At 70.6% G+C, this 26,327-nt stretch carries 20 protein-coding genes and 1 pseudogene; 11 read left to right on the forward strand and 10 right to left on the reverse strand.

What is annotated here, in order from left to right; translation table 11 throughout:
* Window positions 1-42 precede the first annotated feature (42 nt).
* Both ACZ4VI_RS15835 and ACZ4VI_RS15840 read right to left on the reverse strand, forming a co-directional pair.
* The gene (locus tag ACZ4VI_RS15835; protein ID WP_467999782.1) at window positions 43-1,377 is read right to left on the reverse strand and encodes a metallophosphoesterase; all 1,335 of its coding nucleotides are present in this window, start codon (window positions 1,375-1,377) and stop codon (window positions 43-45) included.
* 238 nt (window positions 1,378-1,615) lie between these two features.
* The gene (locus ACZ4VI_RS15840) at window positions 1,616-2,722 is read right to left on the reverse strand and encodes a LacI family DNA-binding transcriptional regulator (protein ID WP_361600124.1); all 1,107 of its coding nucleotides are present in this window, start codon (window positions 2,720-2,722) and stop codon (window positions 1,616-1,618) included.
* A 379-nt stretch (window positions 2,723-3,101) separates the two neighbouring features.
* Here ACZ4VI_RS15840 and hisC point away from each other — a divergent pair, with 379 nt between their 5' ends.
* Entirely contained in the window at window positions 3,102-4,208 is a 1,107-nt protein-coding gene (gene hisC, locus ACZ4VI_RS15845) for a histidinol-phosphate transaminase (RefSeq protein ID WP_467999981.1), read from the forward strand.
* 45 nt (window positions 4,209-4,253) lie between these two features.
* On the opposite strand, the gene ACZ4VI_RS15850 is transcribed toward hisC, so the two are convergent.
* Window positions 4,254-4,634, reverse strand: coding sequence for a cyclophilin-like fold protein (locus tag ACZ4VI_RS15850; protein WP_467999783.1), 381 nt, complete (start codon window positions 4,632-4,634; stop codon window positions 4,254-4,256).
* 199 nt (window positions 4,635-4,833) lie between these two features.
* On the opposite strand from ACZ4VI_RS15850, the gene ACZ4VI_RS15855 reads away from it, so the two are divergent.
* Genes ACZ4VI_RS15855 through ACZ4VI_RS15870 form a run of 4 tightly spaced genes read left to right on the forward strand, consistent with a single transcriptional unit; the run spans window position 4,834 to window position 12,773 of the window.
* The gene (locus ACZ4VI_RS15855) at window positions 4,834-6,342 is read left to right on the forward strand and encodes a cytochrome ubiquinol oxidase subunit I (RefSeq protein WP_467999784.1); all 1,509 of its coding nucleotides are present in this window, start codon (window positions 4,834-4,836) and stop codon (window positions 6,340-6,342) included.
* A gap of 18 nt (window positions 6,343-6,360) precedes the next feature.
* Complete coding sequence (gene cydB / locus ACZ4VI_RS15860; RefSeq protein WP_467999785.1) at window positions 6,361-7,368, forward strand: cytochrome d ubiquinol oxidase subunit II; 1,008 nt, start codon at window positions 6,361-6,363, stop codon at window positions 7,366-7,368.
* Window positions 7,369-7,383: 15 nt separating this feature from the next.
* Window positions 7,384-11,040: a thiol reductant ABC exporter subunit CydD gene (gene cydD / locus ACZ4VI_RS15865; protein ID WP_467999786.1), complete on the forward strand. Its 3,657-nt coding sequence runs from the start codon at window positions 7,384-7,386 to the stop codon at window positions 11,038-11,040.
* A 20-nt stretch (window positions 11,041-11,060) separates the two neighbouring features.
* The gene (locus ACZ4VI_RS15870) at window positions 11,061-12,773 is read left to right on the forward strand and encodes a GAF domain-containing sensor histidine kinase (RefSeq protein ID WP_467999787.1); all 1,713 of its coding nucleotides are present in this window, start codon (window positions 11,061-11,063) and stop codon (window positions 12,771-12,773) included.
* A gap of 106 nt (window positions 12,774-12,879) precedes the next feature.
* Here the strand turns inward: ACZ4VI_RS15870 and ACZ4VI_RS15875 are convergent, their stop codons facing one another.
* Window positions 12,880-13,737 carry a Cof-type HAD-IIB family hydrolase gene (locus tag ACZ4VI_RS15875; RefSeq protein ID WP_467999788.1) on the reverse strand — a complete coding sequence of 286 codons (858 nt, stop codon included), beginning with the start codon at window positions 13,735-13,737 and terminating at the stop codon, window positions 12,880-12,882.
* A gap of 129 nt (window positions 13,738-13,866) precedes the next feature.
* A pseudogene (gene lepB, locus ACZ4VI_RS15880) lies at window positions 13,867-14,628 on the reverse strand (signal peptidase I); the annotation flags it as partial.
* A 182-nt stretch (window positions 14,629-14,810) separates the two neighbouring features.
* On the opposite strand from lepB, the gene ACZ4VI_RS15885 reads away from it, so the two are divergent.
* The gene (locus ACZ4VI_RS15885) at window positions 14,811-15,713 is read left to right on the forward strand and encodes an LLM class flavin-dependent oxidoreductase (RefSeq protein ID WP_467999789.1); all 903 of its coding nucleotides are present in this window, start codon (window positions 14,811-14,813) and stop codon (window positions 15,711-15,713) included.
* 59 nt (window positions 15,714-15,772) lie between these two features.
* Here ACZ4VI_RS15885 and ACZ4VI_RS15890 read toward each other — a convergent pair whose 3' ends face one another.
* From ACZ4VI_RS15890 to ACZ4VI_RS15910, 5 genes are all read right to left on the reverse strand, one after another.
* Window positions 15,773-16,225, reverse strand: coding sequence for a hypothetical protein (locus ACZ4VI_RS15890; RefSeq protein ID WP_467999790.1), 453 nt, complete (start codon window positions 16,223-16,225; stop codon window positions 15,773-15,775).
* Between the two features lie 30 nt (window positions 16,226-16,255).
* Complete coding sequence (locus tag ACZ4VI_RS15895) at window positions 16,256-16,798, reverse strand: RNA 2'-phosphotransferase (RefSeq protein WP_467999982.1); 543 nt, start codon at window positions 16,796-16,798, stop codon at window positions 16,256-16,258.
* A gap of 134 nt (window positions 16,799-16,932) precedes the next feature.
* The gene (locus ACZ4VI_RS15900; protein WP_467999791.1) at window positions 16,933-17,874 is read right to left on the reverse strand and encodes a MerR family transcriptional regulator; all 942 of its coding nucleotides are present in this window, start codon (window positions 17,872-17,874) and stop codon (window positions 16,933-16,935) included.
* 210 nt (window positions 17,875-18,084) lie between these two features.
* Window positions 18,085-19,863, reverse strand: a complete 1,779-nt coding sequence (locus ACZ4VI_RS15905) for an SDR family oxidoreductase (RefSeq protein ID WP_467999792.1) — start codon at window positions 19,861-19,863, stop codon at window positions 18,085-18,087.
* Window positions 19,863-20,714, reverse strand: a complete 852-nt coding sequence (locus ACZ4VI_RS15910) for a M24 family metallopeptidase (protein ID WP_467999793.1) — start codon at window positions 20,712-20,714, stop codon at window positions 19,863-19,865. The genes ACZ4VI_RS15905 and ACZ4VI_RS15910 overlap by 1 nt, the downstream gene beginning before the upstream one ends.
* A 226-nt stretch (window positions 20,715-20,940) precedes the next feature.
* Between ACZ4VI_RS15910 and ACZ4VI_RS15915 the strand changes: the two genes are divergently transcribed.
* The 5 genes from ACZ4VI_RS15915 (at window position 20,941) to lpdA (ending at window position 26,084) form a co-directional block, all read left to right on the forward strand.
* On the forward strand, window positions 20,941-21,903 hold the full coding sequence (locus tag ACZ4VI_RS15915; protein ID WP_467999983.1) for an ABC transporter ATP-binding protein: 963 nt from the start codon (window positions 20,941-20,943) through the stop codon (window positions 21,901-21,903).
* Window positions 21,900-22,796 carry an ABC transporter permease gene (locus ACZ4VI_RS15920; protein WP_467999794.1) on the forward strand — a complete coding sequence of 299 codons (897 nt, stop codon included), beginning with the start codon at window positions 21,900-21,902 and terminating at the stop codon, window positions 22,794-22,796. Before ACZ4VI_RS15915 ends, ACZ4VI_RS15920 begins: the two co-directional genes overlap by 4 nt.
* Window positions 22,793-23,704: an ABC transporter ATP-binding protein gene (locus ACZ4VI_RS15925; RefSeq protein ID WP_467999795.1), complete on the forward strand. Its 912-nt coding sequence runs from the start codon at window positions 22,793-22,795 to the stop codon at window positions 23,702-23,704. The genes ACZ4VI_RS15920 and ACZ4VI_RS15925 overlap by 4 nt, the downstream gene beginning before the upstream one ends.
* A gap of 14 nt (window positions 23,705-23,718) precedes the next feature.
* Window positions 23,719-24,438 (forward strand): ABC transporter permease, encoded by a 720-nt coding sequence (locus ACZ4VI_RS15930; protein ID WP_467999796.1) that lies wholly within the window; start codon window positions 23,719-23,721, stop codon window positions 24,436-24,438.
* 242 nt (window positions 24,439-24,680) lie between these two features.
* On the forward strand, window positions 24,681-26,084 hold the full coding sequence (lpdA, locus tag ACZ4VI_RS15935; RefSeq protein WP_467999797.1) for a dihydrolipoyl dehydrogenase: 1,404 nt from the start codon (window positions 24,681-24,683) through the stop codon (window positions 26,082-26,084).
* The last annotated feature ends 243 nt before the right edge of the window (window positions 26,085-26,327 follow it).

Consider the following 26,327-nt stretch of genomic DNA (forward strand, 5'->3'; position numbering starts at 1 on the left):
GGTTTCCCGAAATCGACTTCCCCGGATGCGCAGGGTTATGCGTCAGCCATGCAGGGGGAGTTGGACGACCAGAAGCTTTCCGGCCATGGTCACACCGCCGTCCATGGCGATCGCCAGACCGTCCGCGTACACGTGCGGACCGTCGACGACCGGACCCGATCCGTCCTCGCCGTCCTCGGTGCCGACCTGGCCCAGGAGGTACGGGATGGGGCTGTGACCGTGCACGATGCGGCCGCCGCCGTAGGTGGCGAGCAGCTCCTGGACGGCCTGGGGACCGGCGTCGTCGCGGAAGGCGAACCGCTTGGTGAACTTCCGGAACAGGTCCCAGACCTCATCCGCGTCGTTCCGGTTGATGATCTCGTGGACGGTCTCGTTGACGTCCTCGATGGTGGAGCCGTACTCGAGGTACGCGGTGGTGTCGGAGTGCATCAGCAGATGCCCGTCCTCCTCCACCACGGCGTCGAGCCGGGACATCCACTGCAGATGGACGTCCTGGAGGCGGTCCATGTCGTGCTTCTGGCCGCCGTTGAGCAGCCAGGCCGCCTGGAAGGTGGCGGTGCCGGCGCCGGAGTTGACGGGGGTGTCGCCGAAGCGCTTGGCGCCGATGAGCAGCAGCTCGTGATTGCCCATCAGGGCCTTGCAGTAGCCACCGGCGGCCGCGGCCTCGGCGGACAGGCGCATGACGAGGTCGATGACGCCGATGCCGTCGGGACCGCGGTCGGTGAAGTCGCCGAGGAACCAGAGGCGGGCGTTGCCCGCGGCCCAGGCGCCGTTGTCGTCGATGAGGCCCTGTTCGCGCAGGGCGGCGACGAGCTCGTCGAGGTAGCCGTGGACGTCGCCGACGACGTAGAGCGGACCGGGGCCCTCGCCGGCCGGGGTGGGCGCGGGGGTCGGGACCGGGTCCACGCGGACCTGGACCGTGTCGCCGCGGTTGATCACCGGGAGGTCGCGCTCGGTGGGGGTGTAGCCCTCGGGGAGGTCGTCCTCTAGGAAGGCGTTCCCGGGGTGGCCGGATCGGGCGGGTTGGTCGGCCTGGTCGGGCGCGACGGCGGAGAGCGGCGCGAAGGTGGTCAGGGAGGCGAGGGCGGAGACGCCGCGGCCGAAGTGGAGGGTGGGGTCGGTGACGGCGACGGCGGAGGGGGCGACGGGGGCCGGGGCGCCGGGCTCCAACGGGGCGAAGGGCTCCTCGGCGGCGAGCGGGGCGCTGGGCTCCACCGGAGCCTCCGGCTCCACAAGGGCCCCGGGCCCCACGGCGGAGTGCCCGGCGGGGGGCTCGGAGGCACGGCCCTGCACGGGCACCTGGGCGTACGGCGGTACGCGGAAGTCACGCAATGTCGCCGTGCGCACCACGGGTTCCTGCCCGGCCCCCTGAGTCATCGACCCCTCCACCACCGTCGCGATGCCCTGCACATCGCGGACCGGCCTGGTCGGGGTGGTCCGCGGTGTCGTGCGCCCATCATAGGAATGAGGGTCCTCCTGTGTGACGCACCAGGGGTGGTGAATCCGGGTCCACTCCGGGTTCACCGGTTGTTTCGCCCGAATTGAGAAGGTCCGGTCCAGGGTCGGAGCAGGGCCGGGCCGGGGTTTGTGTCCGGCACGGCCCCGGACCGGACCCTCAGTCCTTCGAGGGTGACCGGGGCGGGCTGACCGTCGTGCGCGGCGAACGCCTCTGGGAGGACGTGCGCACGATGAGTTCGGTCGGTATCACCTGCTCGACCGGTCCGTCGGTGTCGACCCCCTCGATGGCGTCGATGAGGAGCTGGACGACGGCCGTGCCGATCCGGCGCGGTTTGAGCGAGAGGGTCGTGATGGGCGGTTCGGTGTTGGCGTAGACGGTCGATTCGCTGCAGCAGACCAGCAGTAGATCGTCCGGTACGCGCAGTCCGTAGCGGCGGGCGGCCGCCAGCAGATCGGTTCCGTTGGGGTCGAAGAGACCGTAGACGGCGTCGGGTCGGTCGGGGCGGGCGAGCAGCCGGTCGGCCGCGACGGCGCCCGCGCACGGATCGTGCGCCGGGTAGGCCTCGTAGACGGGGTCCTGCCCGACCCGTTCGCACCAGTTGAGGTACGCGGTGGTGGACAGGCGGGTGTAGGTGTCGGTGGTGGTGCCGGTGAGAAGGCCGATCCGGCGGGCGCCGGCGGCGGCGAGGTGGTCGAGGAGGTCGAGTACGGCGGCTTCGTGGTCGTTGTCGACCCAGGCGGTCACCGGGAGGGTGCCGGCGGGGCGCCCGTCGGAGACGACGGGCAGGCCCTGGCGGACGAGCTCGGTGACGACCGGGTCGTGGTCGGAGGGGTCGATGACGACGGTGCCGTCGAGGGCGACGTTCGACCAGACGTCATGGCGGGAGGTGGCGGGCAGGATGACCAGGGCGTAGCCGCGCGCGAGCGCGGCGGATGTGGCGGCTCTGGCCATCTCCGCGAAGTACGCGAATTCGGTGAAGGTGAAAGGTTCATCCCCGTAGGTCGTCACGGTCAGGCCGATGAGGCCCGACTTGCCGGTACGGAGCGTGCGGGCCGCCGCGGATGGGCGGTAGCCCAGCCGGTCTGCGACCTCGCGGACGTGGCGGCGGGTGGCGTCCGGGAGCCGGCCCTTGCCGTTGAGCGCGTCGGAGACAGTCGTGATGGAGACCCCGGCGGCGGCGGCCACATCCCGGATGCCCGCTCGCCCCTGCCGGCTTCCCCGGGTCTGTGCCCGGCTCACCTGGTGCTTCCCTGCTGCTGTCATGGCGAGCCGATAGTAGGGCGAGGGCGGGTGGTTGGGCCGGTCGCATATGCGCCCATTGACAGGCACGTTTCTGCATGATCAATAACTGCCAATTGCCCATGAAGGCAAGGGAGTTAAGGGTCCTGGCATGGGATCTGCGGTTGTCGACCCGCATGGGCCTGCCAAGGAGGCCATGTCTCGAAGAGGTCTCAACTCACCTCTACGGGCGACGCGCGCCACGGCGCACGCCACCGGCGCGCGCCACCCGCTCACGCGCTCCCCGACTTGTCCACAGCTTCTCCGGTCCGTTGTCCACAGCCCATTCGCAGCGGAGGCGAATCCTCATAAGGTGAGGAGTATTGGTGGTACGGATCGGTCGAGGAGGACCACAGTGAGCGCAGTGAGCGAGGCCGGCGGAACCGGCGGGACGAGCGCGGGCAGCCCGAGGCTGCGAGCCGTGCTGGACGGCATCCCCACCTACAAGCCGGGCAAGCCGGCCGCCGCGGGCGGTCCGGTCGCGTTCAAGCTGTCCTCCAACGAGAACCCGTATCCGCCGCTGCCGGGCGTGATGGAGAGCGCAATGTCCGCGGCCTCCACCTTCAACCGGTACCCGGACATGGCCTGCACCGGTCTGATGCAGGAGCTCGCCGACCGCTTCGGCGTTCCCGTCTCGCACCTGGCCACTGGTACGGGTTCGGTGGGTGTCGCCCAGTCGCTGCTCCAGGCGACCTCGGGGCCGGGCGACGAGGTCATCTACGCCTGGCGGTCCTTCGAGGCGTACCCGATCATCACGCAGATCAGCGGGGCGACCTCGGTGCCGGTGCCGCTGACCGACGGAGATGTGCACGACCTCGAGGCGATGGCCGAGGCGATCACCGACCGGACGCGGCTGATCTTCGTCTGCAATCCGAACAACCCCACGGGCACGGCGGTGCGCCGCGCCGAGCTGGAGCGGTTCCTGGACCGGGTGCCCTCCGACGTCCTGGTGGTGATCGACGAGGCGTACCGCGAGTTCGTCCGCGACGCCGACATCCCGGACGGCATCGAGCTGTACCGGAACCGTCCGAACGTCGCCGTGCTGCGGACCTTCTCCAAGGCGTACGGCCTGGCGGGGCTGCGGGTCGGCTTCGCGATCGCCCATGAGCCGGTGGCGGCGGCGCTGCGCAAGACGGCGGTGCCGTTCGGCGTGAGTCAGCTGGCGCAGGACGCGGCGGTGGCCTCGCTGCGGGCCGAGGACGAACTGCTCGGGCGGGTCGGCTCGTTGGTGTCCGAGCGCGAGCGGGTCCATGCGGGGCTCGTGGCCCAGGGCTGGACCGTGCCGGACACCCAGGCGAACTTCGTCTGGCTGCGGCTCGGCGAGCGGACGCTGGACTTCGCGGCGGAGTGCGAGCGGCACGGAGTGGTGGTGCGGCCGTTCGCGGGTGAGGGCGTGCGCGTCACGATCGGTGAGTGCGAGGCGAACGACCTGTTCCTGAAGACGGCGGAGGGCTTCCGTAACGAGGGCTGATCAGTCCGGTGGGAGTCTCGGCGGGAGTGTGTCGAGGGCGGTAGGTCAGTCCTCGACGTGCTCGACGCGGACCGGGTCGCCGTCCCTGACGGTGGCCAGGACGCGCGGGTCGCCGTCGAGCGAGCCCAGGACGTTGCACGGGCTCGCGAGCCGGCATTCGGAGCCCCGGGATATCGGGGTGGGGCCGTAGGGGAGCGCGAGGGCGTCGCCCTCGGTCCAGAAGGCGACCGTGCCCGGCTCCACCACCTGTCGCGCGTCGTCCTCGACGGCGGTGGAAACCGGAGTGTCGAAGTAGACCTCCTCGCCCCATGTGCGGGCGGTGGAGGCGATCGGGAGAGCCCCCACGAGCGCCTTGCTCGTGGGGGTTTCGTCGAGGGTGGCCGTGGTGTGCCCGGCCGGCCAGGAGATGCGGATCCGAAGGGTCATACCCCCGATTCAACAATATGTTGAAGGCCGGGGGAAGAGGTGACCTTCGAGTAGGGGTACCCCGGTCTTACGTACGGATTTCGTATGAGCCATAATGCTTGTGAATGTGAACGCGTTCACAAGCGCGCCCCGTTCTTCCCGAATGGGCGGGATTAAAGGGGCAAACTGCCGACGTGACCACGCGATGTAAGGAGAAGACGTGGACCTAGCTCTGGCGCCGGAGACTCTGGCGCGCTGGCAGTTCGGCATCACCACCGTCTACCACTTTCTCTTCGTCCCCCTGACGATCTCCCTCGCCGCTCTCACCGCCGGTCTCCAGACCGCCTGGGTGCGTACGGAGAAGGAGAAGTACCTCAAGGCGACGAAGTTCTGGGGCAAGCTCTTCCTGATCAACATCGCGATGGGTGTCGTCACCGGCATCGTGCAGGAGTTCCAGTTCGGCATGAACTGGTCCGACTACTCCCGCTTCGTCGGCGACATCTTCGGCGCGCCGCTCGCCTTCGAGGCGCTGATCGCGTTCTTCTTCGAGTCCACGTTCATCGGCCTGTGGATCTTCGGCTGGGACAAGCTCCCCAAGAAGATCCACCTCGCCTGTATGTGGATGGTGTCGATCGGCACCATCCTCTCCGCGTACTTCATCCTGGCGGCCAACTCCTGGATGCAGCACCCGGTCGGCTACAAGATCAATGCTCAGCGAGGCCGGGCCGAGCTCACCGACTTCTGGCTGGTACTCACCCAGAACACCGCGCTCACCCAGTTCTTCCACACCATGACTGCCGCGTTCCTGGTCGGCGGCGCGTTCATGGTGGGCATCTCCGCCTTCCACCTGGCGCGCAGGAAGCACGTCCCGGTGATGCGGACCTCGCTGCGGCTCGGCCTGATCACCCTGATCATCGCCGGACTCGGCACGGCCATCAGCGGCGATCTGCTCGGCAAGGTCATGTTCAAGCAGCAGCCGATGAAGATGGCCGCCGCCGAGGCGCTCTGGGACGGCGAAGCGCCGGCGCCGTTCTCGATCTTCGCCTACGGCGACGTCGAGAAGGGGCACAACAAGGTCGCCATAGAGATCCCGGGACTGCTGTCCTTCCTGGCGAACGACGACTTCACCTCGTACGTCCCGGGCATCAACGACATCAACAAGGCCGAGCAGGAGCAGTTCGGCCCCGGCGACTACCGGCCCAACATCCCGGTCGCCTACTGGGGCTTCCGCTGGATGATCGGCTTCGGCATGGCCTCGCTGGCCATCGGCATGGTCGGCCTCTGGCTGACCCGCAAGAAGTTTCTGCTGTCGCCGGGGATGCGGACCGGTGAGGACGAGGTGCCGAATCTGGTCCTGTTCAAGCGGAAGGCCCTCAACCCCCGCCTGACCACGTGGTACTGGATCGTCGCCCTCTGGACCATGGCCTTCCCGCTGATCGCCAACTCCTGGGGCTGGATCTTCACCGAGATGGGACGTCAGCCCTGGGTCGTCTACGGCGTGCTGCGCACCAGCGACGCGGTCTCCCCCGGTGTCTCGCAGGGCGAGGTCATCGCTTCCATGACCGTCTTCACGCTGCTCTACGCGGTCCTCGCCGTGATCGAGGTCAGGCTGCTGGTGAAGTACGTCAAGGCCGGACCGCCCGAGCTCACCGAGAACGACCTCAACCCGCCCACCAGGATCGGCGGGGACGACCGTGACCCCGACCGGCCCATGGCCTTCTCGTACTGAGGCTCAGGAGATCGAGGCATGGAACTCCACAACGTCTGGTTCGTACTCATCGCCGTCCTCTGGATCGGCTACTTCTTCCTCGAAGGCTTCGACTTCGGGGTCGGCGTCCTGACCAAGCTGCTCGCCCGCGGCCGCTCCGAGAAGCGGGTCCTGATCAACACGATCGGGCCCGTCTGGGACGGCAACGAGGTGTGGCTGCTCACCGCCGGCGGCGCGACCTTCGCGGCGTTTCCCGAGTGGTACGCGACGCTCTTCTCCGGCTTCTACCTGCCGCTGCTGATCATCCTGGTCTGTCTGATCGTCCGCGGTGTCGCCTTCGAGTACCGGGCGAAGCGGCCCGAGGAGAACTGGCAGCGCAACTGGGAGGAGGCCATCTTCTGGACCTCCCTCATCCCCGCCGTGCTGTGGGGCGTCGCCTTCGGCAACATCGTGCGCGGCGTGAAGATCGACGCGGAGATGGAGTACGTCGGCACCTTCGGGGACCTGCTCAACCCGCACGCCATCCTCGGCGGCCTGGTCACCCTCGCCCTCTTCACCTTCCACGGCGCGGTCTTCGCCGCGCTCAAGACGGTCGGGGACATCCGGGCCCGGGCGCGGGCGCTCGCGCTGCGGCTGGGTCTCGTCACGGCCGTCCTCGCGCTGGGCTTCCTGATCTGGACCCAGGCGGACAACGGCGACGGCTGGAGCCTCGGCGCCCTGCTCGTCGCCGTGGTGGCGCTGGTCGGTGCCATCGGGGCGATCAAGGTGGGGCGCGAGGGCTGGTCGTTCGCGCTGTCGGGCATCACGATCGCCGCGGCGGTGGCGATGCTCTTCTTCACCCTCTTCCCGAACGTCATGCCGTCTTCGCTCAACCCGGAGTGGAGCCTTACCGTCACGAACGCGTCGTCGAGCCCGTACACGCTGAAGATCATGACGTGGTGCGCCGCGATCGCCACTCCGCTGGTGCTGCTCTACCAGGGCTGGACGTACTGGGTGTTCCGCAAGCGGATCGGCACGCAGCACATCGCGGCCGACGCCGCTCACTAGTGGGGGATGTTTCACGTGAAACCGATCGATCCGCGTCTCCTCCGGTACGCCAGGGCCACCCGCTTCTTCCTCGGAGCGGTCGTGGCGCTCGGCCTGGCCGGGGCGGCGCTGGTCGTCGCCCAGGCGATGCTCGTCGCCGAGGTGGTGGTGGGCGCCTTCCAGAAGGGCCTGTCGGTTTCCGACCTGACCACGCCCCTGCTGCTGCTCGCCGGAGTGGCGGCGGGGCGGGGGCTGGTCTCCTGGCTGACCGAGCTGGCCGCCCATCGGGCGAGCGCGGCGGTCAAGTCCGAACTGCGGGGGCGGCTGCTCGCCCGGGCGGCCGCGCTGGGGCCGGGATGGCTCAGCGGCCAGAGGGCCGGCTCGCTCGCCGCCCTCGCGACGCGCGGGGTCGACGCCCTCGACGACTACTTCTCGCGCTATCTGCCGCAGCTGGGGCTCGCGGTGGTGGTACCGGTGGCGGTTCTGGCCAGGATCGTCACCGAGGACTGGATCTCGGCGGCGATCATCGTCGTGACCCTGCCGCTGATCCCCCTCTTCATGATCCTCATCGGCTGGTACACCCAGGCCCGGATGGACCGCCAGTGGAAGCTGCTGTCCCGCCTCTCGGGACATTTCCTCGACGTCGTCGCCGGGCTGCCGACGCTCAAGGTGTTCGGCCGCGCCAAGGCGCAGGCCGATTCGATCCGCGCCATCACGTCGGAGTACCGACGGGCGACCATGACGACGCTGCGGATCGCCTTCCTCTCCTCCTTCGCCCTGGAACTCCTCTCGACGCTCTCGGTAGCACTGGTCGCGGTCGGGATCGGCATGCGGCTGGTCCACGGCGACCTCGACCTGTACACCGGTCTGGTCATCCTGGTCCTCGCGCCCGAGGCCTATCTCCCGATCCGGCAGGTGGGGGCGCAGTACCACGCGGCGGCGGAGGGGCTGGCCGCCGCGGAGGAGATCTTCGAGGTCCTGGAGACCCCGGCGACCGAGCACGGCACCGGCGCCGTGCCGTCCTCGCCGCGTATCGAGCTGGAGAACGTGACCGTCCGTCATGCGGGCCGTTCCGAACCCTCGCTGGACGCGGCCTCGCTCGTCGTCGAGCCTGGCGAGACGGTCGCCCTGGTGGGGCCGAGCGGGGTCGGAAAGTCCACGCTCCTCGATGTCCTGCTCGGGTTCGTCGCACCCGAGCCGGGCGGATCGGTCCGCGTCGGGGGCGCGGAGCTCGGCACGCTCGACGTGGAGGAGTGGCGCGAGCGGATCGCGTGGGTGCCGCAGCGGCCGTATCTGTTCGCGGGCACCATCGCCGAGAACGTCCGCTTGGCCCGCCCCGACGCCTCCGACGAGACGGTACGGGAGGCCCTGCGGGACGCCGGGGCCGACGCGTTCGTCACGGGCCTCCCGGAGGGCGTCGACACGCCGCTGGGCGAGGACGGCGCGGGCCTCTCCGCCGGCCAGCGCCAACGCCTCGCCCTGGCCCGCGCGTTCCTCGCCGACCGGCCCCTGCTGCTTTTGGACGAGCCCACGGCCGCGCTGGACGGCGAGACCGAGGCGGCCGTGGTCGACGCGGTCCGCCGCCTCGCGGCCGGCCGCACGGTACTCCTCGTCGTCCACCGCCCGGCACTGCTCGCGGTCGCGGACCGCGTGGTGACCCTGGCACCTGCGCCTTCCCTCTCCGGGGACGGTGCAGTGGGGCACACCCATGGGCGCCCTGCGTCCGGTGACGCTGTTCCGGCTGCGGTGCACGCCGCGCCCGGCGGCCCGGGTGCGACCGTCGACCCTGCCGATCTCGTCGCACCCGTCGAGCGCGAGGCGCTCGACGAGGCGCTCGACAGTGGGCCGTCCAGTGCGGACCGCCCGGACGACGCGGACGTCGCGCGCGGCGGGGCGACTCCTCCCGGCGGGCGTGCCGTCTTTCGGCGCGTCCGCGCCATGGCCGGGGAACTCCGCGGACGGATGGGGTTCGCCCTGCTGCTCGGAAGTCTGGCCCTGGGCTCCGCCGTCGGACTCATGGCAGTGTCCGGATGGCTCATCTCCCGGGCCTCCGAACAGCCCCCGGTGCTCCACCTGATGGTCGCCGTCACGGCCACGCGCGCATTCGGCATCGGCCGGGCCGTGTTCCGGTACGCCGAGCGGATCGTGTCCCACGACGCCGTACTGCGGATGCTCGCCGAACTGCGGGTCGCCGTCTACGGGCGCCTGGAGCGCATCGCCCCCGCCGGGCTGCGCCGCACCCGCCGCGGCGACCTGCTCTCCCGGCTCGTCCAGGACGTCGACGCTCTCCAGAACTACTGGCTGCGCTGGCTGCTGCCCGCTGGGGCCGCCCTCGTCGTGGGGGCCGGCTCCGTCGGGTTCACCGCCTGGCTGCTGCCCGAGGCCGGGGCCGTACTCGCCCTGGGTCTCCTCGCCGCCGGTGTGGCCGTACCGCTGCTGAGTGGCATGCTGGCCCGCCGCGCCGAGCGGCAGCTCGCGCCCGCCCGCGGCGCCCTCGCCGTCACCGTCGTCGACCTGCTGCGCGGCTGCGCCGAACTGACCGTGGCCGGAGCGCTCAAGGACCGTACCGACCGGGCCGGGGCCGCCGACCGCACGCTCACCTCCATCGCCTCCCGGCAGGCCGCCGCGACCGCGCTCGGCGCCGGGCTCTCCGCGCTCGCCTGCGGCCTGACCGTCGCCGCGGCCGCTCTCGTCGGCGTCCAGGCCGTCCGCGACGGCCGCCTCGACGGCGTGGCACTCGCCGTCGTCGTCCTGACCCCGCTCGCCGCCTTCGAGGCCGTCACCGGCCTCCCGCTCGCCGTCCAGTACCGCCAGCGGATCAAGCGCAGCGCCGAGCGGGTGTACGAGGTCCTGGACGCCCCCGCCCCCGTACACGAGCCAGAGCGGCCCGCCGCACCGCCGCTCAGCCCCTTCCCGCTGGAGGTCACCGGCCTCACCGCACGGCACGCGGGCCAGGAACGGGAGGCGCTCAGCGGCTTCACGCTCACCCTGGAGGCCGGGCGGCGCGTCGCCGTCGTCGGCGCCTCCGGATCAGGCAAGACCACGCTCGCCCAGGTGCTGCTCCGCTTCCTGGACGCCGACGCAGGCTCGTACCGGATCGGCGGAGTGGAGGCCGCCGGGCTCGACGGAGACGACGTCCGCCGCCTCGTCGGCCTGTGCGCACAGGACGCCCACATCTTCGACAGCACCATCCGCGAGAACCTGCGCCTGGCCCGCACCGGCGCGAGCGACGACGAACTGCGGGCGGCACTGAGCCGGGCGCGGCTCCTGGAGTGGGTCGACGGGCTGCCGTACGGTCTCGACACCCTCGTCGGCGAGCACGGCTCGCGGCTCTCCGGCGGGCAGCGGCAGCGGCTCGCGCTCGCCCGCGCGCTCCTCGCCGGCTTCCCCGTCCTCGTCCTGGACGAACCCGCCGAACACCTCGACCTCGCCACGGCGGACGCGCTCACCGACGATCTGCTGCGGGCCACCGAGGGCCGCACCACCGTCCTCATCACCCACCGGCTGCACGGCCTCGACGCCGTCGACGAGCTGGTGGTCCTGGACGGGGGCCGGACCGTGCAGCGCGGACCGTACGCGGAGCTGGCACAGGCCGACGGCCCGCTGCGGCGGATGCTGGAGCAGGAGCGGGAGACCGATGCCCTGCTCGCTCCGGGCCAGACCGCGGAGCGGCCGACTTTTCTCGCCAAATAGGACTTACTAGGCTCAAGCCCATGACCGCCGCCGTGCCCGATCTCCCGGACCCCCTGGAAGCCGCCACTCAGGCCACCCGCAGCCTCCAGGGCCTGTCCACGGAGCTCACCGCACGCGTGCCACAGCTCCTGGAGGCCATGCGCTCGGTCGGCACCGGGCTCGAACTGCACTCCACCCTCGACCGCATCTGCGTCACGGCGGCCGAACTCGCAGGCTCCCGGTACGCCGCGATCGGCGTCGTCGACGAGGAGGGCGACGGCCTCTCCGACTTCGTCACCTCGGGCGTCGACGACGAGACCGCACGCCGGATCGGGCGGCGCCCCGACGGACACGCGGGCCTGCTCGGCGCACTCATCCGCGCCCCCCAGACGATCCGGCTCGCCGATCTGTCCGCCGACCCCCGCGCCGCCGGGTTCCCGCCCGGACACCCCCCGATGCGGACCTTCCTCGGCGTCCCGATCCGGGTCCAGGGCGAGATCTTCGGCAACCTCTACCTCGCCGAGAAGAACGACGGCGGCGAGTTCAACGACTACGACGTCCACATGGTCCGGGTCCTCGCCACCGAGGCGGGCATCGCCATCGGCAACGCCCGCCTCTACGAGGCCGCCCGCCAGCGCGAGCGCTGGATCGACGGCTCCGTGGCCGTCACCACCGCCCTGCTCTCCGGCGGCGACGCGGACGACGCCCTGGCGGTCGTGGCCGAACAGGCCCGCAGGCTGGCCGACGCGGCCGCCGGCATCGTTCTGCTGCCCGCCGAGGACGGCGGCCTGGAGATCGTCGCCGTCTCCTCCGACCGGCCCGCCACGTCGCTCGGCGTGGTGATCCCGCCCGAGAGCGGCGTGGTGCGACGACTCCTCGAAGGCGAGGCGGTCTTCGTGGACGACGCCTCCACCGACCCGCGCATGAGCAGCCGGCTCGCCGCCCCGTACGGCCCCAGCATGCTGCTGCCACTGCACAGCGGCGGAAAGGTGCTCGGCGCGCTCGCCACCCCACGCGCGCGTGGCGGCAGGCCCTTCACCGAGGCGGAACGGACCCTCGCCACCCAGTTCGCCTCCCAGGCCGCGCTCGCGCTGATGATGGCCGACGCCCAGCGCGACCGGGAACGGCTCGCCGTCTACGAGGATCGCGACCGGATCGCCCGTGACCTGCACGACCTGGTCATCCAGCGGCTCTTCGCCACCGGGATGATGCTGGAGAGCGCCCAGCGGAAGTCGATCGTGCCAGAGGTGCGCGAAGGAGTCGGCAAGGCCGTCGACGAACTCGACGTGACCATCCAGGAGATCCGTACCGCGATCTTCGCCCTGCAGCAGGGACCCGCGGAGGCCCCGTCCGGACTGCGGACCCGGGTGCTGCGGGAGATCAACATGGCCGCCGTGCCCCTCGGCTTCAAGCCCGCGCACCGCTTCCTCGGGGCGATCGACTCGACGGTCGGCGACCTCACCGGCAAGAACCTCATCGCCGCCCTGCGCGAGGCCCTGTCCAACGCCTTCCGGCACGCGCGGGCCACCCGGATCGAGGTCGTCGTCGACGCGGGCGCCCGACTCCCCGACGGCACCGCCGGGGTCCGGCTCTCCGTCGCGGACGACGGCGTCGGCATCCCGGAGGGCGGGCGGCGGAGCGGACTGCGCAACCTGGCGCGGCGCGCCGAGTCGCTGGGCGGGTCGAGCTGGTGCGGCCCGGGAATCGGCGAGGACGGCGGCGGTACGACGGTGGTGTGGCAGGCGCCGCTGTAGGGCCCACGCTGGGAGGGCTGCCCGGAGGTACGCCCGGAGAGACGCCCGCCTGCACGCCCCGCTGTAGGGCCTGCCGCAAGCCGTCGAGCGTGCCGGCAAGGATCTGCTAGTCGTCGAGCGTGCCGGCGAGGATCCGCTCGATGACGACCGCCACGCCGTCCTCGTTGTTGGCGACCGTACGGCCGGAGGCGGCGGCGATCACGTCCGCGTGGGCGTTGCCCATCGCGTACGAACGGCCCGCCCAGCTGAGCATCTCGATGTCGTTGGGCATGTCCCCGAACGCGACGACCTCCTCGGCGGAGATGCCGCGCTCGGCACAGCACAGGGCCAGGGTGGACGCCTTCGAGACGCCGAGGCCGCTGATCTCGAGCAGCGCGGTCGGGCTGGACCGGGTGAACGAGGCCAGCGTGGCGGCCGCCGCGCGGGCCGTCGCCAGGAACGCGTCCGGGTCCAGGTCCGGGTGCTGCGCGAGGAGCTTGAGGACCGGGGCGGCGGCGCCCGGCTCCTCCTCGAAGAGCAGCTTCTCGGCGGAGGCGACGGTCGCGCCCGGGTCGAGGAAAAACGGCGGATACTGCGGCTCGTAGTGGATGCCGGTGGTGAGCTCGACCGCGAAGGACGTCCCCGGCGCGGCGGCCCGCAGCGCCGACACGACGTCGAGCGCGACGTCCCGCCCCAGCGGACGTACCTCCAGGAACGTTCCTCCCGCGCGCAGATCGACGACAGCCGCGCCATTGGCGCAGATCGCGAGGCCGTGGCCGTGGACGTGGTCGCTGACGACGTCCATCCAGCGGGCCGGGCGCCCGGTGACGAAGAAGACCTCGATCCCAGCCCGCTCGGCGGCGGCGAGCGCGGCGATCGTGCGCTCCGACACGGATTTGTCGTCGCGCAGCAGCGTGCCGTCGAGGTCGGTGGCGATCAGTCGGGGGGCCGGGGCTGCGGGGCGCGCGGAGTGGGGTGAGGTCACCGATCCATTCTTCCGCACCCGATGCACGGGCGTGCGAGGGGGCGCACATCTGAGAGGGACATTTCCGGCCGCCCGCACCCCGGCTCAGGGCGTGGCAAGCCGTTCACCCGTCGCGTTTGGGTGTCACGGCGCCGGAGCAAGACCCGGCTGCTCGAACGTGCTCGGCACCGGCAGGATCGTCCAGCGGTCGACCGGCCAGGCGAGCACCACGGCACGGCCCACCACGTCCGTCAGGGGCACCATGCCGCCGCGGGGGTCGCTCTGGTGGTACCGGGAGTCCTGCGAACTCTGCCGGTGGTCGCCCATCACCCAGAGACGGCCGCTGGGCACCGTGACCTTGAACTGGCCGCCCGCGTCCGTGCTGCAGGCGGTGTTCCCGGGGAAGACGTACGGCTCGGTGAGCGGCTTGCCGTTCACCTTCAGTGGTCCCGTACCCACGCACTCGACCGTGTCGCCGGCGACGCCGATGACCCGCTTGATCAGGTGCTGCTCTCCGGCCGCGGGCATCAGCCCGATGAAGCTCAGGAACGTCTGGGCCGCGTTGGGCTCCTCCGTCGGATGCCCCACCAGCCAGTCGCCGGGATCGCGGAAGACCACGACCTCGCCCCGGGCGGTTTCCGAGCCGAACCACGGGGTGAGCTTGTCGACCAGGACGCGATCGTCCTTCTGCAAGGTGTTCTGCATGGAGCCCGAGGGGATCAGGAACGCCTGGAGCAAGAACGTCTTGATCAGAAAGGCCAACGTCAGCGCGATGGCGGCGAGGATCGGAAGCTCCATCCAGAAGGGGCGGTGCCGCTTCGGTCCGCGGACGGAGGCAGAGGCGGCCTCATCCGCAGGACCACCCTCCGGGCCCTCCCGGCCGGATCGCGCATCGATCGCCAAGTCCCCCATGTCTACCCCGCCTTCGTCGCATTCCTGCCGTGTGCACGGACCCTATGCCCGATGGCGCCCGGGGCGGCGGCAGCCGACCGCTCAACGCCACGTACGGGTGACCAGGTCGCCCGCATCAGCGGATCCCTTCGATGGGCAGACGCGTGAGGGTCTCCTGGAGCGGCGGACGTAGGCTCGGGGGCATGAGTCTGCGCCTGAGCACCGTGATCCTGCCCGTCGACCGCTGGCACGAGGGAGGCCGCGCCAAGTGGCAGCGCGCCGAGGAGCTCGGCTTCCATGCCGCCTACACCTATGATCATCTGTCCTGGCGCAGCTTCCGGGAACGTCCTTGGTTCGGCGCCCTGCCCACCCTCACCGCCGCCGCCACGGCCACGGACCGCCTGCGCCTGGGCACCCTCGTCACGTCGCCCAATTTCAGGCACCCCGTGACGCTCGCCAAGGAGCTGATCTCGCTCGACGACATCTCCGGTGGCCGGGTCACGCTCGGCATCGGGGCGGGCGGCAACGGCTTCGACGCCACCACGCTGGGGCAGGAGGCGTGGACGCCGAGGGAGAGGGCGGACCGCTTCGGTGAGTTCGTGCCGCTGCTCGACCGGCTCCTGACGGAGGACGCGGTCTCGCAGCAGGGCGACTTCTACACGGCGGAGGAGGCCCGGAACATCCCCGGCTGTGTCCAGAAGCCCCGGCTGCCGTTCGCCGTGGCCGCGACCGGGCCGCGCGGCCTGAAGCTGGCCGCCCGCCACGGGCAGGCGTGGGTGACGACCGGCGACCCGAAGCTGTACGAGGAGGGGACGCCGGAGCAGTCGGTGGAAGCGCTGCGCGGCCAGGTCGAGAAGCTCGGCAAGGCGTGCGCGGAGCTCGGCCGGGACGTGGCCGAACTCGACAAGATCCTGCTCACCGGCTTCACACCGGACCGCAGCCGGCCGCTGGAGTCCCTGGACGCCTTCGTCGACTTCGCTGGACGCCACCGGGACCTCGGCTTCACCGAGATCGTGATCCACTGGCCGATCCCGGACTCGGACTTCGCCTCCGACCAGGCCGTCTTCGAGCGCATCGCCACCGAGGCCGCGGCCCAGCTCGGCTGAAGCCTCCCGTCGCACAGGCACAGGCACAGGCACAGGCACCTGCGACGGCGGCGACCTTGTCAGCGGACCTGCCGGCTCAGCCAGGGGGTCAGCGCGTCGTCCAGGACCAGCTCCTTGTACGTCTCGTCACCGGGCAGCGGCACGATCAGCCGCCATCCGGGCGGGAAGAACCTGCCCGTCACATACGCGAGACCGCCGTGGACGGAACGCAGGAAGGCGGGCACGGAGTCGCGGGGGATGTCGTCGAACTCCACCCCGTCGACAATGATCTTCGCGTCGTCCTCGGGGAAGATCTGGACGGTGACCGCCGGGGAGCCGCCCAGCTCGACGAAGGCCTCGTGCGGGAGCGAACCGTCCGGGTCGAGGACGGTGAAGGCGCCGGAGGAGAGCCGACGGGAGGTCTGGTCGGCACCGATGTCGTCGGTGACGATCATCTCCAGGTTGTACTCACGGGCGATCTCACGGATCGCGGTGACGGCCGACTCGGTAGTGGGCAGGTGCGCATGTCCCATACGAACGATCATGCCGCACGACAGGACGGTCTAGCCGGGGAAGCGGAGGAACTCCGGGGGGACGGCGTCGGTCAGCCAGACCCCGTTGGCGCTGACGTGGAAGACATGGCCGGCCTGGTACATCGCGCCGGCGTCCACACTGAGCACCACCGGGCGGCCCCGGCGGGCGCCGACGCGGGTCGCGGTCTCCCGGTCGGGCGAGAGGTGGACGTGGTGGCGGGCCATCGGCCGCAGGCCCTCGGCCCGGATGGCGTCCAGCCGGGCGGCGACCGTACCGTGATAGAGGTACGCGGGCGGCTGCGCCGCCGGCAGGTCGAGGTCGACCTCGACGGTGTGGCCCTGGCTGGCGCGGATCCGCGTGCCCTCGATCGCGAAGCGCTTCTTGTCGTTGACCGCGACGACATGGTCCAGCTCGGCGCGTGTGATCGGGAAGCCGTGCTCGGCCGCCGCACGCAGGAGCGTGTCGATCTCGGTCCAGCCGTTCGCGTCGAGGACCAGTCCGATCCGCTCGGGCTGGTGCCGCAGATGCTTCGAGAGGTACTTCGACACCTTCACGGTGCGTCTCTCGTCCATCGGTCTGTTCATGACGCCAGCATGCCGGAGGACGGATCGGGCGACCAATGAATTCGTGGAGGAGGTTTGATCCACAGCGAACCTGATTTATCCACAAGGGAATTGGCGATTCTGTGGACAACTGATAATGCTTATCAGGGCATTTGGGCTATTTCGCTGTGCTTGAGGTGATTTGAGCTGAGCGAGTCCAAGGTCCGTGTCTGTACCTCGCGTTCGGTGGCCGCGGTGACGAACGCCGCCACGTTCTCGGGGCCAACCAGCCGCTGCACGGCCCGAATCGTTCCCGAGGGGAGTGGGATCGGACGGGGCTCGTCGTCGCGGGTCGGCGGGTGGTCGGGTGACAGGTGGTGCTGGAGGTGGCGGGTGGCGAACAGGCGCATCGCACGCGCCAGTTCGGCGTCCACGGTCTGCTGCGCGAGCGGCCTCAGCCTGCGCACCATCGCCGCCGCCTCGGCCGCGTCGGCGTCCGTCGGCGGCCTGTGCTCCAGATAGCGCGCGAAGACGTGCTCGGTCGTGAACTCCAGGAAACGCGAGGCGATGTGTTCGACCTGGACGCGAAGTTCCCTCAGGTGCCCGGAGATCGCGGAGAGCGGGACGCCCGCTGCGTACAACTCCGCTGCCACGGCCAGCTCCTGGGGGCTCGGGACCAGGAACTCGTCGTCCCGGTCCGGGATCCGCTCCAGGACGCCGAGCTCGATGGCCTCCCGGATCGCGTCCTCGTCGGGCTTGCCGCCGAACGTGGCATCCAGCTCCGCACGCGATATCCGGTCGGCCTCCTCGTCCGTCCACGGCCCGTCGACCTCGGCGACAAGCCCCAGGACGCCGCCAAGACCGCGACCCGCGTCCCAGGCCTCCAGGAGCTCCTTGATCGAGGCCAGCGTGTAGCCACGGTCGAGCAGGTCGGCGATCTGGCGCAGCCGGGCCAGATGCGAGTCCCCGTACACATTGGACCTGCCCCGGCGCTCGGGGCGGGGCAGCAGGCCACGGTCCTGGTAGGCGCGGATCGTCCGGACCGTGGCACCGCTGTGGTGGGCCAGATCCTCGATCCGGTACTCCACCGGGCATGCCTGCCCCACGGGCGGCCCCTGTGCTGACTGCTCCGACAAACCCACCACTTCCACCCGCTCGCTCCTGCTACCCGATCGCGGTCCTGCGCGGGAACCCCTCCCGGGAGGGATGGTACGACCGCCGGACGGGGCGGCGTACGGCCCCGCCCGGCTCGGCCCTGCCCCGCTCGACCCCGCCCGCCAAGTCCCCGCCCGGCTCGGCCCCGCTCGTACGGTCCCTCACGCCGGCGGCTCCAGCCGGGCTATCGCGCGCAGGGCCCTGGGGGCGAAGCGGGACAGGAGGTGGGCGCCGCGCGCCTCGGGGGTGACGGGGACGACGGCCTCGTCGCGCACCACGGCGCGCAGGATCGCGTCCGCGACCTTCTCCGGCGGGTAGTTGCGCAGCCCGTACAGGCGGGAGGCCTTCTTCTGGCGGCGCTTCTGCTCCTCCTCGCCGGCCCCGGCGAACCGGGCCGTCGCGGTGATGTTCGTGTTCACGATCCCGGGGCAGATTGCCGTGACCCCGATGCCCTGGCCCGCCAGTTCGGCGCGCAGGCACTCGCTCAGCATCAGCACGGCCGCCTTGGACGTGCTGTACGCGGGCAGGGCGCGGGAGGGCTGGAAGGCTGCGGCGGAGGCGGTGTTGACGATGTGGCCGCCCTGGCCGCGCTCGGCCATCTGTCCGCCGAAGATCCGGCAGCCGTGGATGACGCCCCAGAGGTTGACGTCGAGGACCTTCTTCCAGTCCTCGCTGGTCGTCGCGAAGAACGAGCCGGAGAGGCCTATCCCCGCGTTGTTGACGAGGACGTCGACGACTCCGTACTCGCTCGCCACCTTCGCCGCGAGCTTCTCCATGGCCTGCTCGTCGCTGACGTCGACGGTCTCCGCCCAGGCCTCGGGAGCGCCGATCAGCCGGGCCATCTCGGCTGTGCGCGCCGCGCCCTCGCTGTCCCGGTCGACGGCGACGATCCGCGCGCCGGCCTCGGCGAAGGCGAAGGCGGTGGCCCGGCCGATGCCGCTGGCTGCGCCCGTGACCAGGACCAGCCGGCCGCCGAACCGCTCGGCGTACACGGGGTCGGCGGTGCTCTTCGCGGCCGTGTTCGGGGCCTTGGTGGCCGGGTCATCGTTGGCCTGGACGAACTCGGTGATCCAGGCGGCCAGTTGGTCGGGCCGGGTGCGGGGGACCCAGTGCTTGGCCGGCAGGGAGCGCCGGGTCAGGTCCGGGGCCCAGGCGGCGAGGTCGTCGTAGAGCCGCTCGGACAGGAACGCGTCTCCGGTGGGCGTGATCAGCTGCACGGGCGCGTGGGCGTAGGCGTCGGCGCGCGGCCGGCTCAGCCGGGAGCGGACGTTGTCCCGGTAGAGCCAGGCGCCGTGTGCGGCGTCGTTGGGCAGGGAGGGCGTCGGATAGTCGCCGGTCGGGACCTTCTCGATCCGCTCCAGCAGCTTGGCCCACCGCTTGCCGAGCGGTCCGCGCCAGGCGAGCTCGGGCAGGACGGGGGTGTGCAGCAGGTACACGTACCAGGACTTGGCGCCCTGGCCGAGGAGCTGGCCGATCCTGCGCGGGGTGGGCCGGGTCATGCGCTGCTTGATCCAGTGCCCGAAGTGGTCCAGGGACGGTCCGGACATCGAGGTGAAGGAGGCGATGCGGCCCTCGGTGCGCGGGACGGTCACGAACTCCCAGGACTGCACCGAGCCCCAGTCGTGCCCGACCAGGTGCACGGGACGGTCCGGGCTCACCGCGTCGGCGACGGCCAGGAAGTCGTCCGTCAGCTTCTCCAGCGTGAACCCGCCGCGCAGCGGTGTCGGCGCCGTGGACCGGCCGTGGCCCCGGACGTCGTACAGCACGACGTGGAACCGTTCGGCGAGCCGGTGCGCGACGTCCGACCAGACTTCCTTGGAGTCCGGGTAGCCGTGCACGAGCAGGACGGTCGGCCTGCCGGTGTCGCCCAGCTCGGCGACGCACAGCTCGATTCCGCCCGTACGGACCCAGCGCTCCCGCGCCCCCTGCAGTCCTGCCATCACGCCGCCCCTTCGCTTTCGTTCCAGCGCCGCACGTGCGGCAGGTCGTCGTCCAGCCAGAAAGCGCTCTGCTCGGGGTCCTTCGAGTCGGTGACGACGAGGATCTCCTCGAACTTCGCGCCCGTACCCCGGAATCCGAGGTGCGGTTCGACCGCCCACAGCCCCGGCTGGGGAGGGTGGTCGGAGAACGTGTACGGCGACCAGAGCGGTGACCAGCCGTCGCGGTGGCCGTGGATCGCGTCGCTCGCGAGGCCCTTGAGGGCCTGGGTGCCGAAGCCGAAGAGCGTGGGTGACCAGCGGCGCTCCCTGACTCGGTCGATCTTGTGGGCGATCACGCCGAAGGGATATGCGCGGTGCCGGTTGGCGTACCCCTGGCGGACCATGAGCCGGTCCACGTTCTCGTAGATTTCCCGGAGCGAGCGGCGCTCGCGCACTTGGGTCAGGATCAGTTCCCGGTGGGCCTTCAGATCGGCGAGCAGCTTGTCGTGGACCGGGTTGAGGCCCAGGCAGCCGGAGTAGCCGATGTCCGAGGTGTAGCCCTTGTACACGGGCGCCATGTCGAGGATGAAGGGCATGCCGGCCTCGAGGCGCCGGTTCGTGGGGAAGAACTGCAGCGGGATCTTGAAGTCTACGAAGGCGGTGCGGTCGCCGAACCAGGCGAAGGGCCGGTGGAACCAGTCCCGTACACCGCGCTCGTACAGCCAGTCGCGCTGCATCTTCGCGGCCTCGCGCTCGGTCACGCCCGGCTTGAGCTGCGCCGCGACCGCTTCCGCGCACTCGTACGACAGGCGCTGCACTTCTCTGAACCCGCGCAGTTCCGCGGTCTGTTCGCTTGCCACTGCTGAGGTCATGCCACCCGTCCGTCCCGTGAACATCCGTGTGCGCTACGTGCCCGTAACTTGACACTGATGAATGTGACAATGCCCGGCGGCTGCGTCAAGGGGTGTGCAGGGTCCCTGTGGAAAACGACTTTGGTATCGGCTCACCTACGGGTTCCGTACTCCTGGAGTCGGATACGGATCGAGCCGTTGGGCTGACGACCGCTGTGGTGCACGCCACTACCGTCGAGGTGTGACTGTGATCGCCACCGAAAGCCTCAGCAAGCGGTTCCCCCGGGTGACCGCTCTCGACCGGCTCTCCCTGGACATCGGGCCCGGTGTGACCGGACTGGTGGGTGCCAACGGAGCCGGCAAGTCCACGATGATCAAGATCCTGCTCGGTCTGTCGCCCGCCACGGAGGGCGGTGCCGCGGTGCTCGGCCTGGACGTCGCCACGTCCGGCCCCCAGATCCGTGAGCGTGTCGGGTACATGCCCGAGCACGACTGCCTCCCGCCGGACGTCTCGGCCACCGAGCTCGTCGTCCACATGGCGCGGATGTCGGGCCTGCCCGCCAGCGCCGCCCGTGAGCGGACGGCCGACACCCTGCGCCACGTCGGTCTGTACGAGGAGCGGTACCGCCCCATCGGCGGCTACTCGACGGGTATGAAGCAGCGGGTGAAGCTCGCCCAGGCGCTGGTCCACGACCCGCAGCTGGTCCTCCTCGACGAGCCGACGAACGGCCTCGACCCGGTGGGCCGCGACGAGATGCTCGGCCTGATCCGCCGGATCTGGACCGACTTCGGCATCTCCGTCCTCGTCACCTCGCATCTCCTCGGCGAGCTGGAGCGCACCTGCGACCACGTCGTCGTCATCGACGGCGGCCGGCTGCTGCGCTCCAGCTCCACCAGCGACTTCACCCAGATGACCACGACGCTCGCGGTCGAGGTCACCGACTCCGACACGCACCCCGACGGCGCCCACGCCCTGCGCGGCGCGCTCGCCGCGGCGGGCGTCACCCTCCACGAGGGCGTGGAGGACGGGCTGCCGGGCGCCGGCCACATCCTGCTCGTGGAGGCCGCGGGCGAGGAGACGTACGACCTCGTCCGCGACACCGTCGCCGACCTCGGCCTCGGACTTGTACGGATGGAACAGCGGCGCCACCACATCGCCGAGGTCTTCCGCCCCGGCGCCCAGCAGCAGGAGGAGGTGCCCGCGCGATGAGCTCCCAGGCCCCCGAGACCACACAGATCCACAACATCGGCTACCGCGACTACGACGGGCCGCGCCTCGGCCGTGCGTACGCGCGCCGTGCGCTGTTCTCGCAGTCGCTGCGCGGGGCGTACGGTCTTGGCCGCAGCGCCAAGTCCAAGGTGCTGCCGATGATTCTCTTCGCGGTGATGTGCGTTCCCGCGCTGATCATCGTCGCGGTCGCGGTCGTCACGAAGGCGACGAAGCTGCCGGTGGACTACACGGCCTACGCGATCTACCTCCAGCTCGTGATCGCCATCTACCTGGCCGCGCAGGCCCCCCAGTCCGTCTCGCGCGACCTGAGGTTCCGGACGGTGCCGCTGTACTTCTCGCGCCCGATCGAGCGGACGGACTACGTCCTCGCCAAGTACGGGGCGATGGCCTCGGCGCTCTTCGTCCTCACCGCCACGCCGCTGGTGATCCTGTTCGTCGGCTCCCTGCTCGCGAAGCTGGACTTCACCGACCAGGCCGAGGGCTTCGGCCAGGGGCTGGTCTCCGTGGCGCTGCTCTCCCTTCTCTTCGGCGGCATCGGCCTGGTCATGGCCGCGCTCACCCCGCGCCGCGGCTTCGGCGTCGCCGCGGTCATCGCCACGCTGGTGATCTCCTACGGCGCGGTCTCCACGCTCCAGGGCATCGCCTACGGCACGGACAACATCGACGCCATCCAGTGGATGGGCCTGTTCTCGCCGATCACGCTCATCGACGGGGTGCAGACCGCCTTCCTCGGCGCCTCCACCTCCTTCCCCGGAGGGGAAGGGGCGGGACCGGGCGCCGGAGTCGGCGTGGTGTACCTGCTGGTCGTCCTCGCGCTCATCGCCGGCTCGTACGGAGTCCTGATGCGCCGCTACCGAAAGGTCGGGCTGTGACAACCCTGAACATCGACCACGCCTCTCGGTGGTTCGGCAACGTCGTCGCCGTCAACGACGTCACCATGACGATCGGCCCCGGTGTCACGGGCCTCCTCGGCCCCAACGGCGCCGGAAAGTCCACCCTCATCAACATGATGGGCGGCTTCCTGGAGCCCTCCACGGGCACCGTCACCCTCGACGGCGAGGCGATCTGGCGGAACGAGTCCGTCTACCGGCAGATCGGCGTCGTGCCCGAGCGGGAGGCGATGTACGACTTCCTCACCGGCCGCGAGTTCGTCCTCGCCAACGCCGAGCTGCACGGCCTCGGCGCCAAGGAGGCGCAGAACGCGCTCGCCACGGTCGAGATGGAGTACGCACAGGACCGCAAGATCGCCACGTACAGCAAGGGCATGCGGCAGCGCGTGAAGATGGCCTCGGCCCTCGTCCACGACCCGTCCGTGCTGCTGCTCGACGAGCCGTTCAACGGCATGGACCCGCGCCAGCGCATGCAGTTGATGGACCTGCTGCGCCGGATGGGCTCCGCGGGCCGCACGGTGCTGTTCTCCTCACACATCCTGGAGGAGGTCGAGCAGCTCGCCTCGCACATCGAGGTGATCGTCGCCGGACGGCACGCCGCCTCGGGCGACTTCCGCAAGATCCGACGGCTGATGACGGACCGGCCGCACCGCTATCTCGTACGGTCCAGCGACGACCGGGCGCTCGCGGCCGCGCTCATCGCCGACCCGTCCACGGCCGGCATCGAGGTCGACCTCGCCGAAGGCGCCCTGCGCATCCAGGCGGTGGACTTCGGGCGGTTCACGGAACTGCTGCCCCGGGTCGCCCGGGCGCAGGGGATCCGGCTGCTGACGGTCTCGCCCTCGGACGAGTCCCTCGAATCGGTCTTCTCGTACCTCGTAGCGGCCTGAAAGGAGCCTGACCGATGTACAACCCCACAGTCGCCCGGCTCACCTACCGGGCCCTCCTCGGCCGCCGGCGGGCGCTGATCCTCTTCGCGCTGCCCGCGCTCCTGCTGGTGATCGCCGCCGCGGTACGGGCGTTCAACGGCGCCGACGACCAGATCGCGGCCGACGTCCTCGGCGGTTTCGCGCTTGCCACGATGGTTCCGCTGATCGGTGTGATCGCCGGAACGGGTGCGATCGGGCCGGAGATCGACGACGGTTCGATCGTCTATCTGCTGTCCAAGCCGGTGACGCGGCCCTCGATCATCTTCACCAAGCTGATCGTGGCGATCGCCGTGACCATGGTCTTCTCGGCGGTGCCCACGTTCCTCGCCGGCCTGATCCTCAACGGCAACGGTCAGCAGGTGGCGGTCGCGTACACGGTCGCGGCGCTGGTCGCCTCCATCGCGTACAGCGCGCTCTTCCTGCTGCTCGGCACGGTCAGCCGCCACGCGGTGGTCATCGGGCTGGTGTACGCGCTGGTCTGGGAGGCCCTGTTCGGCTCCCTGATCTCCGGGGCGAAGACGCTCAGCGTGCAGCAGTGGGCGCTGGCGGTCGCCCAGAAGGTCAGCGGGGAAGGGCTCGTGACCTCGGACGTGGGCCTGGGGACGGCGGTGGCGCTGCTGGTCGGCGTGACGGTCGCCGCGACCTGGTACGCGGGCCAGAAGCTGCGGACGCTGAAGCTGGCGGGCGAGGAGTAGGCCCCGGCCGCCGCCATCAGACCGCCGACGGTCCGGGCCATCCCGGAGAGCCGGCCCGGGCCTCCACGCGCGCGTGGAGGCCCGATTCCGTGCCCGTGGTCACCGCGACCTCCCTGCAGGCGCCGGCACCGCTCCACCCGCCCATTCGCCCGGCCCACAGGGCCGCGGGCCGTCCGGGGAGCGCCGGACTACTGTGGCTCCGTACGGGACACGAACACCCTCACCACCCTCGGGAGTCAGTCATGTCAGACCGCTTCGACGTCGTCGTACTCGGAGCTGGCCCCGGCGGCTACGTCGCCGCCATCCGCGCCGCCCAGCTGGGCAAGCGGGTCGCGGTCGTCGAAGAGAAGTACTGGGGCGGTGTCTGCCTGAACGTCGGCTGCATCCCCACCAAGGCGCTGCTGCGCAACGCCGAACTCGCCCACATCTTCAACCACGAGGCCAAGACCTTCGGCATCAAGGTCGACGGCACGGTCTCCTTCGACTACGGCGAGGCGTTCCGCCGCAGCCGCACGGTCGCGGACGGCCGGGTCAAGGGCGTCCACTTCCTGATGAAGAAGAACGGCATCACGGAGTTCGACGGCCGGGGCACCTTCGTCGACGCGAACACCCTGCAGGTGAACAAGGCCGACGGCACCTCGCAGACGATCGCCTTCGACAACTGCATCATCGCCACCGGCGCCACTCCGAAGCTGCTGCCCGGCACCGCCCGCACCGAGCGCGTCGTGACGTTCGAGGAGCAGATCCTCGCCGAGGACGTGCCGCAGTCGGTCATCATCGCCGGCGCCGGCGCGATCGGCATCGAGTTCGCGTACGTGCTCCACAACTACGGCGTCAAGGTCACCATCGTCGAGTTCCTCGACCGGATCGCGCCGCTGGAGGACGCGGACGTCTCCAAGGAGCTGGCCAAGCAGTACCGCAAGCTCGGCATCGACGTCCTGACCTCCACCCGCGTCGAGACGATCGACGAGTCCGGCCCGCAGGTCCGCGTCACCGTCACCGGCAAGGACGGCGCGCAGAAGGTCCTGGAGGCCGACAAGGTCCTCCAGGCCATCGGCTTCGCCCCGAACGTCGCCGGCTACGGCCTGGAGAACACCGGCGTGGCACTCACCGAGCGCGGCGCCATCGAGGTCGACGGCTGCTGCCGCACCAGCGTGCCGCACATCTACGCCATCGGCGACGTGACCGCGAAGCTGATGCTCGCGCACACCGCCGAGGCCATGGGTGTCGTCGCCGCCGAGACCATCGGGGACGCCGAGACGATGGAGCTCGACTACCCGATGATCCCGCGCGCCACCTACTGCCAGCCGCAGATCGCCAGCATGGGCTGGACCGAGGAGCAGGCCCGCGAGAAGGGTTACGACGTCAAGGTCGCCAAGTTCCCGTTCACGGCGAACGGCAAGGCGCACGGCCTGGGCGACTCCACCGGCTTCGTGAAGATCATCGCCGACGCGCAGTACGGCGAGATCATCGGCGCCCACCTGATCGGCCCCGACGTCACCGAGCTGCTGCCCGAGCTGACGCTGGCACAGCAGTGGGACCTCACGGTCCACGAGGTCGCGCGGAACGTCCACGCGCACCCGACGCTGGGCGAGGCCGTCAAGGAGGCCATCCACGGCCTGGCCGGACACATGATCAACTTCTGAGGTTTTCTCGGGGAAACCCGTCCGCCGGGTGGCGAACCCTCCCGACCGATCAGGTCGTGGGTGGGTTCGTCACCCGATAAATCGGTGGCTTCCGAACCTCCGCCGCGCGCACACTGGTCGAGCGGGAAACGCCCGCCACAAGACCGGGGAGGAGCGCGACGATGACCGACACCAGTTCGAGCCGGAGTTCGAGTCCGTCGAGCTCCCTGCAGGGCGGCGCCCCCTAGCGCCGCCGGGGCGGCC

Source organism: Streptomyces sp. NPDC029169, assembly GCF_055563935.1.

Coding starts and splice junctions, on each gene's coding strand:
- ACZ4VI_RS15840 (WP_361600124.1), bottom strand. CDS start 2,722: ATGACAGCAGCAGGGAAGCACCAGGTGAGCCGGGCACAGACCCGGGGA.
- ACZ4VI_RS15910 (WP_467999793.1), bottom strand. CDS start 20,714: ATGACCTCAGCAGTGGCAAGCGAACAGACCGCGGAACTGCGCGGGTTC.
- ACZ4VI_RS15885 (WP_467999789.1), top strand. CDS start 14,811: ATGAGTCTGCGCCTGAGCACCGTGATCCTGCCCGTCGACCGCTGGCAC.
- lpdA (WP_467999797.1), top strand. CDS start 24,681: ATGTCAGACCGCTTCGACGTCGTCGTACTCGGAGCTGGCCCCGGCGGC.
- ACZ4VI_RS15870 (WP_467999787.1), top strand. CDS start 11,061: ATGACCGCCGCCGTGCCCGATCTCCCGGACCCCCTGGAAGCCGCCACT.
- cydB (WP_467999785.1), top strand. CDS start 6,361: ATGGAACTCCACAACGTCTGGTTCGTACTCATCGCCGTCCTCTGGATC.
- ACZ4VI_RS15920 (WP_467999794.1), top strand. CDS start 21,900: ATGAGCTCCCAGGCCCCCGAGACCACACAGATCCACAACATCGGCTAC.
- ACZ4VI_RS15905 (WP_467999792.1), bottom strand. CDS start 19,863: ATGGCAGGACTGCAGGGGGCGCGGGAGCGCTGGGTCCGTACGGGCGGA.
- ACZ4VI_RS15835 (WP_467999782.1), bottom strand. CDS start 1,377: ATGACTCAGGGGGCCGGGCAGGAACCCGTGGTGCGCACGGCGACATTG.
- ACZ4VI_RS15850 (WP_467999783.1), bottom strand. CDS start 4,634: ATGACCCTTCGGATCCGCATCTCCTGGCCGGCCGGGCACACCACGGCC.
- ACZ4VI_RS15930 (WP_467999796.1), top strand. CDS start 23,719: ATGTACAACCCCACAGTCGCCCGGCTCACCTACCGGGCCCTCCTCGGC.
- ACZ4VI_RS15890 (WP_467999790.1), bottom strand. CDS start 16,225: ATGGGACATGCGCACCTGCCCACTACCGAGTCGGCCGTCACCGCGATC.
- ACZ4VI_RS15895 (WP_467999982.1), bottom strand. CDS start 16,798: ATGGACGAGAGACGCACCGTGAAGGTGTCGAAGTACCTCTCGAAGCAT.